Genomic DNA, 13,734 nt, shown 5'->3' with positions numbered 1-13,734 from the left:
TAAAAATAGAACTTTATGGGCATTATTTATAAAAAATTAGAGCAGCGGAAACTTAAAAGCAGACTCTAACAATAGATGACGTACAGAAAAAAATAAAAGCCTCCGACGATAACGTCAGAGGCTTTTTATAGAACAATCATATAAGACTAGATCAAAAAGCTAACTACTGAGACATTTATTCGTCGCCTGCGTTTTCACCGTCTGTACTGTCAACATCTAATTCATTGTCAGTAGCAATATCCATAACGTCATTCGTTGCTGTGTTGCCAGTCTCCGCATCAATATCTATCTGCTCTTGACCTGCCACATCAAATGTACCATCTTCTCTCATGGCATCAACCAGCTCATCGTCACCTTCTTCATGCTCAACACGCGCCATAGCGACCAGCTTCTCGTCTTTTGATAGACGAATCAGCGTCACACCTTGCGTATTACGACCAGAGCTAGCAACATGCTCAACGGGCGTACGAACCAACGTACCTTTGTCAGAGATTAAAATAATATCGTCTGTAGAGTCAACCTTAGTGGCTCTTACTAGCGCACCATTACGCTCACTGGTTTTGATGGCAATTACACCGCCGCCGCCACGATTTTGGGTATTGAACTCATCGATAAAGGTACGTTTACCAAAGCCGTTTTCACAAGCAATAAGGATTTCGCGTACATCATCTTCGATCACAACCAATGATTTTATCGACTCATTAGCCGCCAAACGCATACCACGGACACCTTTAGCCGTACGACCCATCACACGCGCATCATTTTCATCAAAACGAATGGCTTTACCACTGGATGCAAACAACATCACTTCTTGGCTACCATTAGTGATACGAGCACTGACCAGCTTATCGCCCTCTTCTAGTCCAACCGCAATCAAGCCGTTCGAGCGAATATTGGCAAACTGCTTAAGCTCTACCCGCTTCACCGTACCATTGGCAGTTGCAAAGAACACAAAAGGTGGCTCTGCTTGCGTGCTGTCGTCTAATAGATCATCATCCCCATCTATTAGAGCCTCTGTTAACGCTTCACCTTTTACCGATAGCTCTTCCACTATTTTTGGAATCGGTAGTATCGTAGTGACCGTTTCATCAGGATTTAAGCCAATTAAATTCACTAATGGACGACCACGAGCACCGCGACTGGCAATCGGCACTTCAAAACCACGTAAGCTAAAGACACGACCGCTATCCGTGAAGCATAATACGGTAGCGTGCGTTGAGGTCACCACCAAATGATCAATCACATCATCTTCTTTCATTGCCGTTGCAGACTTGCCCTTACCGCCACGTTTTTGCGCGACATAATCATCAATCGGCTGAGTTTTTGCATAACCAGTACGCGAGACCGTCATGACAACCGTCTGTTCAGGAATCAAATCTTCACGGTTAAAGTCAGTACGTGAGTCAATAATATCGGTACGGCGCTCATCACCAAAGTTATCACGAATCTCAATCATCTCATTGGATATAATGGTCATTAGCTTATCAAAATCACCAAGAATAGACTCTAAATGAGCGATTTCACGTAGCAAATCCTGATATTCTTCGGTCAACTTGTCTTGCTCAAGACCCGTTAGACGATGCAATTGCATATCTAAAATTGCGTTGACCTGCTCAAGTGATAAGCGATAACGTTCTTCGCCCTCAATCAAGCCAAATGGTGCTTTAGGATCTTCGCCTTCGATATAGTCAGGACGCACAGATTGACTACCAGCAGCGGTAAGCATCGCCACCACGCTACCTGAACCCCACGTATTATTTAATAAGCTTTCACGTGCCAAACCGCGGTTTGCAGAGGCTTTAATTGTTGCAATAATCTCGTCGATATTGGCTAACGCAACAGTCAAACCTTCGAGCAAATGACCACGTACGCGTGCTTTGTTTAACTCATAAATCGTACGGCGTGTCACCACTTCTTGGCGATGACGTACAAAGGCGGCAATCAGCTGACGCAAAGTCAGTAATTTCGGCTGACCATTATCAAGCGCCACCATATTGATACTAAAGCTTGATTCGAGCGGCGTTTGCAAGAACAAGTTATTAACGATAACTTCAGCTGTCTCACCACGACGCAAATCAATGGCGATACGCATACCATCTTTGTCAGATTCATCACGAATCTCGCTAATACCTTCAATCTTTTTATCACGTACGAGTTCTGCGATACGCTCAATCATTTTGGCTTTATTAGATTGATAAGGTACTTCGGTAAAGACAATACGCTCACGATCGCGGTTGACACCCGTATCACTCATGGCTTCAATATGATAGCGACCACGGATGTGCAAACGACCTTTACCCGTGCGATAAGCATCTAAAATACCAGCGCGACCATAAATGATACCGCCTGTAGGAAAGTCAGGACCTGAGATGTGTGACATCAACTCTTCAGCTGATACTTGCGGGTTTTCGGCATAAGCCAAACAAGCATTAATCACTTCTGTCAGGTTGTGCGGTGCCATATTAGTCGCCATACCAACAGCAATACCAGTCGCACCATTAATTAGTAAGTTTGGAACACGCGCGGGCATGACGCTAGGCATACGCTCAGAACCATCGTAGTTGTCTTCCCAATCAACTGTGTCTTTGTCTAAATCAGCAAGCATCTGATGCGTAAGCTTGGTCATACGTACTTCGGTATAACGCATGGCAGCCGGAGGATCATCATCGATCGAACCAAAGTTACCTTGACCGTCAACCATCGGATAACGCAAACTAAAATCCTGCGCCATCCGCACAATAGCATCATAGACCGCACTATCGCCATGTGGGTGATATTTACCAATGACATCGCCGACGACACGTGCAGACTTCTTATATGGCTTATTATAGTCGTTAGATAGCACGTGCATGGCGTACATCACACGGCGGTGTACAGGTTTGAACCCATCACGCACATCAGGCAGCGCACGCGAGACAATCACGCTCATCGCATAATCCAGATAGGATTGCTTTAGTTCCTCTACGATGCCAATAGGACTGACCGATTCGCTCATATACACTCCTTCACTCACATTGTTTTTCTAATGTTGACACGTTTGTTCAAGATACTCATGGGTTATACAAAAATATAGCTGCATCAATGCGCAGCTACTATCAGAATAGTGACCCTAAAAAAGCACTGTCAAAGGTGCAAAACAATAGGAAAATAGTGATACGGTTTTTGTTAAAAATAATGTTCAATTAAAGAAGCTATTTTAGCACAAATTTGCTGATTTAGGGGCGTCTGGCTGTTATTAAAATTAAGCAAAACAGCTGATTAGCGGTTTTTTTCACTCTAATAACAAGGGTAAAAACAACTTTAACGACATACTTGTTTTGATTGACTGATTTTGCCATTTTTGCAAACAAATTTACCATCTTTTGAGCAGTGAGATACGCCGCCCATTTTGCCCGAACAAGGTGTATTCTTAGCCTGTGCTTGACTGATCGGAGCTATGATAAAGACACAGGCAATTAGTGATAATATTATCGATTTCATATTTTTCTCTTATTGATGATTAAATGATATTCATGAAAAAACTGTATCCAGTGGATACAGTTTTTTCGATAGTCAGGCTATTTTTTATGGTTAAAATGACCTCTATTAAGCAGGTTTAAATTCCTGATTAAAGAACTCACGTGTGGCTTGCGTACAAGCCGTACTGACCAGACCGCCGTGATAGTTGCCCAATACAGCAACGCTTGCAGGTATGCCTTGCTGTGCTCCTGCAGCTACTACGCGTTGAAGATTTTGAACAAAGTTACTTTGAACACTTGTTACCACAGAATTAATATTCCATTGGTTCATGGACGCCTGTCCAATAAGTTGAACATTAGGAGTATTAGGACGATCATTAGCTGTCGTCGCATCAACATCTAATACTGTCACGTTAACGGTAAGGGTAAGGGCTGGATTTTGTGCGACACTCCCTTGAATAATAGCGGCCATTGAACTGGTATTTAGGTCATAAAAAACCGTTGGATCTTGATTGCCACCACATAACAGAGTTGGCATTTTTGGTACATACCCACGTAGATCATTGGCTTTTAAGGCTTTTCGTAAGTTGTTTTGTGGATTGGCTGCTGGTAATGCTCCTGTCATCGCGATTAGGCTATCAGGGTTCTGTAATGCATCTGCGACATAAGCGGTACGGAAGTCTGTTTTGATCAGATAGTTATCATCCGCGAAGCCAATAGAGGCAAAGGGAACGGTAGGCGCTGGTAGAAGATCAAGCGTAGGATTGTTTTCAGGATCTTTTTCAAACAGCGCATTATCGGGCAGTTTATTAGCAGCGACCAACTCACCAAAGCTCAATAAACTTGGTAATTGTGTGTTTGCATAATTGGCAGTGAATATATCAGCAGTATTGTTATAGACATTGCCATACGCATTTTGGAGACCAGATGCCAGTAGCGGTGCAAAACGCGATGCGCCGATATTGACGTTACCCGAAAATATTGCATCACCGAACGCTGCCAGTGCATAAGGCCCTGATAAAGGTGCAATGGCAGTGACAGGCTCATCATTTTTCTCGAACATTCTTGCAGTTGCCATCGCCACATGCCCGCCCTGTGAGTAACCACTGATGAATAACTTACCAGAGTCATCAAGGTTGGTGTAGTCAGGATCATTAGCGCGCTGTTGTCTTGCAATGATGGTACGGGCACTGTCTAACGCATCAGCCATGTCAGTGGCTTGTTGTTCAGCCACAAGGTATGGATGGTAATCAAGATCAGACTCATCGTAACCAGCATAGTTTGGTGCAACGACGATGTAGCCTTGAGCGGCAAAGTTGGCAGCGATTAATGTCGACTCACCAGCGGCTGGATTTTGAGGATTAGCGACTTGACTAAAATCGTAGCCTTTGTCCGTAGTTGTACCATGGGCATACAGCAAGATAGGTCGATCGCCTTGACAGTCAGCACTGTCGCCACTTGGTAGCATCAAAGCTGCTGTCGCGTTGGTACGCTCACCCGCGGCTCCTACTGTCGGATAGCTGACTTTTTCGATTTTGATATCGCATTTGGCATCAGGGGTTGCCGTACCATCAAGACCAAACTGGGTATTTATTTGCGCGGTGTTAAATGAGCTGATTGATTTAACTGACGTCGCAGAGTCAGAGCCTATGACAGCATCAAAGTCATTGTCATCGCCACAACCGACGAGTAGCAAGCTACTGGCAATAGCGACGGATAATAGGCAGCGCAGCATCACAGGCTTGCTCGTCGTAATGGATACTGATTGATGGGTACTGCTAGATGATTTGTTATTTACAGCGGTAGTAGATTTAGATACGATCATGGTTGCTGTCCTTAGCGGTGGTAGATCAGACGTTTGCTGAGAGTCCTTGACAATAAAAAAATTCAGTATGGCAGACTCTTTTTATCGATTGGTTTTTATCGAATACAGTGAAGTATCAAATATTTTCAATAAAACTTACTCAATAATTGTTTCTTAAACCTTACTACTTATACCGTAAAATATTGTGAAAAGCTACTGGAAAACAGGTATTTAATGGCATCTTTGACGCTATGGTAAAATTAGTATTATTGTCAAACCTAGCTTAGATTTTGTCTTTGTTGTACGATGTTCCAAAATACCACCCTAATACAGATAGCGCTTTATGCAAACCAATAATGAAAGTACCAAAGAACATGACAACCAATCGGTTGATCTGACACAACCAATCGACGCATCAGGCGATATACGTGCCGATCGTAGCTTCGAGGCGATTGCGGATCATTTTGAAAAAAAGGTCTACGGTGGCTTAAAAGGCGATATTCGATTGGCGGTGCTACGCCGTGATATCTTTGAATATAGCGCGCAAATGAGTGAAAGCCTTGGGCGACCTTTACGTATTTTGGATGTGGGTGCAGGGCTGGCACAGATTGCAATAGAGCTTGCAGCTCAAGGTCATACATTGGTCATCAATGATATCTCAGCTAATATGCTAGAAAAAGCGAAAGCGAGTGCCGCGCAGATAGACGAAAATCTCGATATCACATGGTACGTTTGCCCTTATCAGGAGCTGCCAGAAAAGTTGGGTACAGAAAATAGTGAAAAGTTTGATTTAATCATGTGTCATGCGCTGCTTGAATGGTTGGCAGAGCCCGCTGGCGTTATGGACTTTTTTGATCAGCAATTAGCGGATAATGGTGCGCTATCTTTATGCTTTTATAACCCAGCAAGCTTTGATTATCGCAATCTGATCATGGGGAATTTTAACTTACTCGATAATACAGAATATAAGGCGGACAACAAAAAAAGCCTCACGCCCAACCATCCTGTTGCCAAAGAAGAAGTCGAATCTTGGTTGACTGCGCATCATTATCAGACCATACGCACCAGCGGTCTGCGCGTATTCCATGATTATACCCCGCTTAAGCGTGGTGGACACAATGACCCAGAGGCCGTGATACGCATGGAGCTGCGCTACTCGCAATTAGAGCCGTATAAATGGTTGGGACGTTATTTGCACATATTGGCGACACGATAAGCTTAAGTGCAAGCACCTGTTGTTTGACGTAAACATGAATTAATATAGTCGCCGCAGTTTAAAGTAGATACAAGGCAGCCAAGCGTCAATAGCATACTGTGTGCATGTCGCGAGGTTAATTCCCTAATCACTTATAAATGCTGCGACATGCTTCGACTATGAAGACTACTCTGTCTCATCAACTCTCTCTGACCTATCATACTCTGACCAAGTCGTCGCATTGATGTCTTTTTCATCAAATACCACGACATGCTCTAGGATAGGTAAAATACCAATCTGCGATCCAATCTCGTGATTATGGTGACTGGCGACTAAAGACAGTACCGTTTGCCCGTCGTCAAGTTGCAAGCGATATAAATAGTTGGCACCGCGAAATACGCGTCCAACGACTAAAGCGGTTTGTGTGCTCTCATCGTCATGAATGATATCATCAGGGCGCACCAGCACCTTAATCGGTGTGCCGTTAGGATAATCATACTCGCAATACTGTGGATACCCTGACTCATCGCATACTTCCATACGTCGATAGATATCGCCTAATGCCGTCTCAACATGGCCTTCTTTGATGATGCCATCTATCATCGCACCTTCGCCGACAAACTCAGCGACAAAAGGACTGATTGGCTCATGATATAGCTCGCTTGGGGTTGCCCACTGTACCAGTTTACCTTTATGCATCACTCCCACTTTATCAGCCAGTGCAAAAGCTTCGTTTTGATCATGAGTGACCAGTATTGCCGTGGTATTGGTGCGTTTAAGAATATCACGAACATTCATTGCCAATGATTCACGTAGCACCACATCTAGATTAGAAAACGGCTCATCAAGTAGTAATAGTTTTGGCTTAGGCGCTAATGCACGGGCTAATGCCACCCGCTGCTGTTGGCCACCTGACAGCTCATTTGGACGTTTGTCAGCATGCTCAGACAATTCAACCAGCTCTAGCATCTCAGCGACACGGGCTTTTTTGTCAGCGGCCGACCATTTATTCAGACCAAAAGCGATGTTTTTTGCCACGCTCAAATGCCCAAATAACGCATAGTCCTGAAACACCATGCCCATACCGCGTTTGGCGGGTGCGACTGCATATGAGTTGCGGTCAGTTTTATCAGTAAGACATTGATTGTTTAAGAGAACCGTACCATCCCGGCTTTGTTCCAACCCTGCAATCGCTCTTAGTGCCGTGGTCTTGCCGCAGCCGCTATAACCCAAAAAGCAACCAATCTCGCCTTGCTTCAATTCCAATGACAAACCATTGACGATAATCGTATCGTCATAACCGACGATTAAATCTTGCACACTAAAATAAGGACTAGTAGCCGTATTTGTCTCAACATCTTGGCTAAAAGCACTGCTTTTTTCTAAAGACTTACTAGGCTGGGCGGGCGGCGTCTTAACTTGAGCAACTGGTAATTTTTTTATATGCTCCAGCCTTGCCTTGGCCTTTATTGCCTTGGCATTAATTGATTTAGAGTCTGCTGAGCCTTTCATTGAATCAGTGTACATAGACGGTACCAGTTAGCTATTAATAAATAAAACCCATAGATAAAACAGTGAAAACAATCATAAAGTGGAGCGTTATCGGATAATGCAGATTGACTCTAAAAACACCTTAACCTTGCTTATCGCTTTGACGCAATAATATCCAAACAGGCAACAGCCCAACCAGCACAATCAATAAACTAGGCAACGCAGCTCGTCCCCACATGCCTTCGCTGGTCATCTCAAACACCCGCACCGCCAGTGTATCCCAGCCTTGGCGACGCGTCATTAACGTAATCGGCATCTCTTTCATGACTTCAACAAACCCCATCAATAGTCCAGTCAATATTCCTGGACTAATGACAGGCAACATCACTTGCCGCCAGCGCTGATAAGGACTGTCACTCAATAATTTAGCAGCCGCTTCTTGATTGACCGTTAGTCGCTGTAGCTGTCGATCAACTGGCTGAAAACTCACCGTCATAAAACGCGTCGATAATGCCAATAGCATCACAATCACACTGCCTGATAGTACTTGCTGCGTGGTAATCCCAAAGGCAATCATTTGGTTGTCTAGCCAAGCAATTGGGATAAATATGCCCACTGCCAATACTGTACCCGGCACCACATAACCCAAATTTGCCAAAGTAGTCATGAGCTTGGTCAATTTATCAGGATACTGCCGCTTAATCCACGCAATGATAATCGCCAAAAAGGCAATAAAAATCGTGGTCATGCTAGCAATCATGAGGCTATTGGTCACAAAATCAATATAGCGCGCATCAAAATCTTGGCGAAAATTCAATGCCGTCCAGTAGATGAGCTGCAAAAATGGGATTAAAAAAGCGCCAGCAAACACCAAGGTACACAGCAATGTCATGCCCAATTTCGCAGGCGTGCTGGCATCAAAACGCTGACTGCTGCCTTGAGTCACATTATTGCCGCGCTTGGTTTGCCAATACTGCTCAAACAATACCACAATAAAGATCACACCGATGAGCAAAGCCGCCAATTGTGCCGCAGTGGTCAAACTAAAGAAGCCAAACCATGCTTTGTAAATAGCCGTGGTAAAGGTATCAACATTAAAGACTGATACGGCACCAAAGTCTGCCAAGGTTTCCATACTGGCAAGCAATAGTCCGCCAATAATCCATGGCAATGCTTGTGGTAATGCCAACCGAAAAAACACGCGGCTACGGCTTAAGCCCAGCATTTGTCCCGCTTCAATCGCGCGCCTGCCTTGCGATAAGAATGCTTGACGCGCCAGCAAATAGACGTAGGGATAAAATGCTAGGGACAATACCAAACCTGCTCCCCAGACATTACGGATCGAAGGAATCGCTGCATCAAAGCCTAGGTCGCGCAAACCTGTCTGTAATGGTCCACTAAAATCAACAATACCAATGGTGACAAATGCTAATACATAAGCGGGTATCGCCAGCGGTAACATCAGCGCCCACGAAAAAAACCGCTGTCCAGGGAAGCGGTACATACTGGTTACCCAAGCAAGCGCGGTGCCAATAGTGCCAGACACGACCGTTACCATCAGCAATAAAATCGCGGTATTTTTAAGCACTTGCGGCAGCACATAATCTGCCATGTGCGTCCAGATATCAGCAATTGGCTGCGTCCAAGATAGCAACACAATCAAAATTGGCAAAAGCATAAACGACGAAATCAGTCCTAAGACTGATTTTGAGATAATACGTTTACGGACGGCGTGGTCTTGGCTGACAGTCTGCTTGCCATCAATATTATGGTTATCCATATTGTTGGCATTAGCACTATCATTGACTGTATCGTTTTGACGTACAGACGCGTCTGGCGTTTTGATCATATCATTATTACCGTGTCATACGCATAAAGACCTTATAACATTATACCAAACTCAAAAATACGGCTAAAAACACTGTCTGCTTTGAACATAAACACTATCATTTAGCCTATCAAGATTGATACTCGTGCTTGATAAGCATTGTCATTTTTGAGAATGGTATGACTGTCAATACCTTATTTATAGCCTGCTTTGTCCATCAACTGAATGGCTTGGGTTTGTAGCTCACCAAACTTTTGCACATTGATATCGTCTTTTTTGAATTCACCCCATGATCTGAGCATTTCTGACTCATCAACCCCTACTTTTACTGGGAATTCTTTGTCTGAGCTGGCATAAAGACCTTGCGCCTCATCAGAAGACAACCACTCTATCAGTTTAAGCGTACCCTCTGGATTGTCTGAACCTGCGACCACACCAGCACCTGAAATATTTACGTGTGTACCAGTCGTGCCTTGGTTTGCCCAAAATATTTTCACAGGGAAGTTAGGTTTTTCATCGAGCAGACGACCGTAGTAGTAACTGTTGGCAATGCCCACTTCACACTGACCAGCAGCGATGGCTTCTAGCATACTGGTATCATCGCTGAACACGTCAGTCGCTAAGTTAGCGACCCAACCACGGACGATTTCTTCGGTTTTCTCTTCGCCCAAATGCTCCATCATACTGGCCACAAGTGACTGGTTATAGACCTTTTTAGAGGTACGTAGGCATAACTTGCCTTTCCACTTCGGATCAGCTAAATCTGCATAAGTAGACAATTGGTCGGCACTGACTTTACTTGGGTCATAAAAGATCGTACGAGCACGCAATGATAGCCCTGTCCACTGACCTTTTGGATCACGATATTTGGCAGGAACGTTGGCCTCTAACACAGTAGAGGATACTGGTTGCAATAAGCCTTGCTGAGCCGCTTGCCATAAGTTGCCGGCATCAACCGTGAGCAGCATGTCAGCTGGCGTGTTCTGACCTTCAGCTTGCAAACGCGCCATGAGCGGACCTGTACTATCTGTGACCAGCTCAATCTTCACACCTGTCTGTTCAGTATAACGGTCTAGCAATGGCTTAATCAGCTGCTCATTTCGCGAAGAATAAATAGTAATCGTTTGACCACCTTCACTCGTAGCACCATCATTAGCAGCTGGTTGCTCAGTAGCCGCCGCTGATGTCTCCGCCTCCACGCTCTCTTCTGTTGTAGATGGATTGCTACAACCAGCCAGTCCCAACATCATGCCAAATACGGCAACAGGCAAGATAAGCTTAGTAGAAGTTAGGTTAGCGCTAATGGCATTCAATGACATGGTTTTCCCCATAATGATGCTACGAAAAGGTGAGATAAATAGACAAGATGACAATAAGATAAGACGGCGCTAAAGACCTCTAACAGTAAGGCTCAATCACGCGATAATCTTTGAAACAACATACTAATAGAAATGAGATTAATTATCAATACATTTGTTTAACTCAGAAATGCATGGATAATTTGGCTCAACTGTCACTTTCTAAGTGATAAATTTATAGATCTTCATGGAGCAATATATAGATTTCCTAAGTGATGGCATGTCTTAATTATCTTTCAATGATCTGCTGATTCACGACAGCAACCATTGACCTAAAATCACATTGACGGCGGCTTCTGTACGCAGGATACGCGAGCCTATAGTGACTGCCGCGCAACCTTGAGTGGCAAGCAGTGTTATTTCATAATCAATCCAGCCGCCCTCGCTACCGATACAAACCAGACTTGGCAATCCTAGCGATGGCGGCTGTTGTAGATACTGTTTAAAGGATAGCTCACTATACGGGTGCGCCACGATGGCTCGATTGGTTACCAAACCTGCCAGCTCATCTTCCACGAATGGCTTAAAGCGTTTTTGTAAAGTGATACGAGGCGCTATGGTATCAACCCCTTGTTGCAGCCCTTCTAATACAAACTCATCAAGGCGCTCAAGCATCGGACTTTGCCAATAGCTTTTTTGCGTGCGATAGCTATTGATTAAGATGATATCGCGCACCCCAAGCGCGGTCATATCCATGATTAAGCGGCGTAGCACTTTAGGACGCGGTAGTGCCAATACAACGGTCAAATCTAGCTTTGGTGGCGGCGCAGTGGTGAGCTGAATATCACGCAACTGAATCGCATCAGAGCGGATGCTCTCAATCACAGCAGTGCCCAAATGACCGCCCATTTGACCGATTTTCAGCGTATCACCAACTTTTGCTGTTAGCACTTTATTGACGTGATTTATTTGTGATAATTTAGCAAAATATGCCGCATCCGAAGAGAAGTTTTCAATGGGTAATAATAAACAATTCATAGCAGCTCTTGGCTTGGTTGTTGAATAGCATGCTGCTCGACAACCTCTTTAATCATGGTAAATTGGCGGGTCAATACGGCTTGCTGTTGTCTCGTCATTCGCGCGCCAGCTTGCCCTGCTTGTGCCGCTACCTCAAGATCACTGAGCCAAGACACTAGCTGCTGATAAATGAGCGCTACATCTTCTTTAGCGGCAGGCTTCTTACGAGAGGATTGTTGATTTGTATCATCATTAGTAGTAGCCGCACTAACAGTAACGGGACGATAGAAAACATTGTTTGGCTGATATAACGCGCCGACCTCCGCCAATTTATCCACCACGCTTTGGCAAGACTGCGTATAGCGCCCCATGAGTACAGGCGTTGCCACACTCGCTGGCTCAACGGGATTGTGCCCACCGACATCCACTAATGAGCCGCCGACCAGTGCCACATCTGCCAACTTATACCACGCCATCAGCTCACCCATGCTATCAGCCAGATAGACTTGTGTGTCTACATGAATGCTATCTTCTGCACTACGCCGTGCCATTGTTAAGTCGGACGCTTGAATGAGCGCTGCTACTTCATCAAAACGTTCAGGATGTCTAGGTACAATGATAAGCAGCGCATCAGCGAGCGCGGGATGAGACAATAGCTGTTGATGCAGTGACAATGCCGTCTCTTCTTCGCCACTATGGGTACTTGCGGCAATCCAAATCGGTCGACCAGCGATATTCATCTCTTTTGCTAATGTAGACTCTTGGACCGATTCAGAATATTGGTTTGGTACGCTAGGATTTTCTGTATAATTAGCTTCTATATTAGCTTCTATATCAGCCGCTTTATCTTTAATTTGAGGCGTATTAATCACCCATTTGAGTGAACCTGCTACACGAATTTGCGCGCTATTCGCACCCAATTGTCGAAAGCGTTTAGCAGAGTCGCTGTCTTGAGCGATAATCAAAGTCAGATTTTTCATCATACTGGCACTGACCGCAGCAATTTTTTGATAACTTTTAAAAGAAGACGCTGACAGCCGACCATTGACCAAGATACTGGGAATATGGTGTTCGGATAATTTGGTTAGGATATTTGCCCATAGTTCTGTTTCGACAAACAGAGCAGCGATGGGCTTTACATGCGCCAAAAAAGCCTCAATCACAGTTGGGCTGTCGACAGGTACGTAGCTATGGCTCATCCGACCTTGAGCAATATCATCGGCGAAACGGCTGGCACCGCGAGCAAAACCTGTCTGCGTGGTATTGGTTAACCATATTTGATAGCCATCAGCCAATAATGTATCTAATAATGGCGCGACGGTATTGGTCTCGCCCAATGACACCGCATGACACCAAATAACGCCTTTATCGGTTTGCGCATTATTCACTTTAGCCACTGGTCGCGGCGGATATTGTTTGCCAAAACGCTGCGCCACTTCTTGTTGATAGTTGTCGCGGTTGTGTGAGCGTTGCCAAACTTGCAGTCGATATAGCGGCTTAAGTAAGCCAATGGCGCACTGATAATACAAAGGCGCAGTATAAACAGTGCGGCTGGGCAACGATACTGGGTCAGTCGCTTCTAAAGCACAATCAGAGGATATAGGAGAAGATGGCATAAAGTTGCCCAGATTAGTAATGGCTTA

9 protein-coding genes are annotated in these 13,734 nt (G+C 44.7%); 1 reads left to right on the top strand and 8 read right to left on the bottom strand.

What is annotated here, in order from left to right; genetic code table 11:
- Window positions 1–175 precede the first annotated feature (175 nt).
- From gyrA to JMX82_RS04115, 3 genes are all read right to left on the bottom strand, one after another.
- Complete coding sequence (gene gyrA / locus JMX82_RS04125; RefSeq protein WP_201539584.1) at window positions 176–2,995, bottom strand: DNA gyrase subunit A; 2,820 nt, start codon at window positions 2,993–2,995, stop codon at window positions 176–178.
- A 305-nt stretch (window positions 2,996–3,300) separates the two neighbouring features.
- Window positions 3,301–3,480, bottom strand: coding sequence for a hypothetical protein (locus JMX82_RS04120; protein ID WP_087814632.1), 180 nt, complete (start codon window positions 3,478–3,480; stop codon window positions 3,301–3,303).
- A gap of 105 nt (window positions 3,481–3,585) precedes the next feature.
- Window positions 3,586–5,283 (bottom strand): alpha/beta hydrolase family protein, encoded by a 1,698-nt coding sequence (locus tag JMX82_RS04115; RefSeq protein ID WP_201539583.1) that lies wholly within the window; start codon window positions 5,281–5,283, stop codon window positions 3,586–3,588.
- A 322-nt stretch (window positions 5,284–5,605) separates the two neighbouring features.
- Here JMX82_RS04115 and JMX82_RS04110 point away from each other — a divergent pair, with 322 nt between their 5' ends.
- The gene (locus tag JMX82_RS04110; RefSeq protein ID WP_201539582.1) at window positions 5,606–6,478 is read left to right on the top strand and encodes a methyltransferase domain-containing protein; all 873 of its coding nucleotides are present in this window, start codon (window positions 5,606–5,608) and stop codon (window positions 6,476–6,478) included.
- A gap of 165 nt (window positions 6,479–6,643) precedes the next feature.
- On the opposite strand, the gene JMX82_RS04105 is transcribed toward JMX82_RS04110, so the two are convergent.
- The 5 genes from JMX82_RS04105 to JMX82_RS04085 all read right to left on the bottom strand — a co-directional run bounded on the left by JMX82_RS04105 (window position 6,644) and on the right by JMX82_RS04085 (window position 13,707).
- Window positions 6,644–7,984, bottom strand: coding sequence for an ABC transporter ATP-binding protein (locus tag JMX82_RS04105; RefSeq protein ID WP_201539581.1), 1,341 nt, complete (start codon window positions 7,982–7,984; stop codon window positions 6,644–6,646).
- A gap of 106 nt (window positions 7,985–8,090) precedes the next feature.
- A complete protein-coding gene (locus JMX82_RS04100; protein ID WP_201539580.1) occupies window positions 8,091–9,797 on the bottom strand; it encodes an ABC transporter permease in 1,707 nt (568 codons plus the stop codon).
- A gap of 173 nt (window positions 9,798–9,970) precedes the next feature.
- Window positions 9,971–11,095 carry an extracellular solute-binding protein gene (locus JMX82_RS04095; RefSeq protein WP_201539579.1) on the bottom strand — a complete coding sequence of 375 codons (1,125 nt, stop codon included), beginning with the start codon at window positions 11,093–11,095 and terminating at the stop codon, window positions 9,971–9,973.
- 291 nt (window positions 11,096–11,386) lie between these two features.
- The gene (locus tag JMX82_RS04090) at window positions 11,387–12,112 is read right to left on the bottom strand and encodes a 16S rRNA (uracil(1498)-N(3))-methyltransferase (RefSeq protein WP_201539578.1); all 726 of its coding nucleotides are present in this window, start codon (window positions 12,110–12,112) and stop codon (window positions 11,387–11,389) included.
- Complete coding sequence (locus tag JMX82_RS04085) at window positions 12,109–13,707, bottom strand: 3-deoxy-D-manno-octulosonic acid transferase (protein WP_201539577.1); 1,599 nt, start codon at window positions 13,705–13,707, stop codon at window positions 12,109–12,111. The genes JMX82_RS04090 and JMX82_RS04085 overlap by 4 nt, the downstream gene beginning before the upstream one ends.
- Between the last annotated feature and the right edge of the window lie 27 nt (window positions 13,708–13,734).

This window comes from Psychrobacter sp. 1044, from assembly GCF_904846525.1.
Lineage (GTDB): Bacteria > Pseudomonadota > Gammaproteobacteria > Pseudomonadales > Moraxellaceae > Psychrobacter.
This window is presented reverse-complemented; position numbering and strand designations above follow the sequence as displayed.

What these genes read in the sequence shown, in the direction of transcription:
- gyrA (WP_201539584.1), bottom strand. Translation starts at nt 2,995, where the DNA reads ATGAGCGAATCGGTCAGTCCTATTGGCATCGTAGAGGAACTAAAGCAA.
- JMX82_RS04120 (WP_087814632.1), bottom strand. Translation starts at nt 3,480, where the DNA reads ATGAAATCGATAATATTATCACTAATTGCCTGTGTCTTTATCATAGCT.
- JMX82_RS04115 (WP_201539583.1), bottom strand. Translation starts at nt 5,283, where the DNA reads ATGATCGTATCTAAATCTACTACCGCTGTAAATAACAAATCATCTAGC.
- JMX82_RS04110 (WP_201539582.1), top strand. Translation starts at nt 5,606, where the DNA reads ATGCAAACCAATAATGAAAGTACCAAAGAACATGACAACCAATCGGTT.
- JMX82_RS04105 (WP_201539581.1), bottom strand. Translation starts at nt 7,984, where the DNA reads ATGTACACTGATTCAATGAAAGGCTCAGCAGACTCTAAATCAATTAAT.
- JMX82_RS04100 (WP_201539580.1), bottom strand. Translation starts at nt 9,797, where the DNA reads ATGATCAAAACGCCAGACGCGTCTGTACGTCAAAACGATACAGTCAAT.
- JMX82_RS04095 (WP_201539579.1), bottom strand. Translation starts at nt 11,095, where the DNA reads ATGTCATTGAATGCCATTAGCGCTAACCTAACTTCTACTAAGCTTATC.
- JMX82_RS04090 (WP_201539578.1), bottom strand. Translation starts at nt 12,112, where the DNA reads ATGAATTGTTTATTATTACCCATTGAAAACTTCTCTTCGGATGCGGCA.
- JMX82_RS04085 (WP_201539577.1), bottom strand. Translation starts at nt 13,707, where the DNA reads ATGCCATCTTCTCCTATATCCTCTGATTGTGCTTTAGAAGCGACTGAC.